Source organism: Sphingomonas sp. RS2018, assembly GCF_054489605.1.
The window spans coordinates 1-275 of the sequence record NZ_JBTMWL010000018.1 but is presented as its reverse complement, the minus strand read 5'-3'; the positions used below and the strand labels follow the sequence as shown (position 1 = coordinate 275).

General features: G+C 71.3%; 1 protein-coding gene. It reads left to right on the top strand.

Translation table 11 applies throughout. From position 1 onward, the window contains the following. Positions 1–275 (top strand): DUF3489 domain-containing protein (locus ACX40P_RS15155; RefSeq protein WP_459127192.1); only part of this gene is annotated, 275 nt, incomplete at both ends.

Sequence of the window (275 nt, the reverse complement as noted above, 5' to 3'; positions counted from 1 at the left end):
TCGTGACCCAGGCGGGCCTGGCGGCGATCGGCATCGAAGATGGCGATGGCGCCGATGACGGCAGCGCCCCTGCCCCCGCCTCCGCACCCGTAGCGGCTTTACGCGTCACGAAGGCCAGCACGGTGCTGTCGCTGCTGCAGCGCGACGGCGGTGCAACGCTCGCCGAGCTGATCGAAGCGACCGGCTGGTTGCCGCACACGACGCGCGCTGCGCTGACCGGCCTGCGCAAGAAAGGGCATGCGGTGGTGCGCGGCAAGCGCGGTGACCAGACCTGT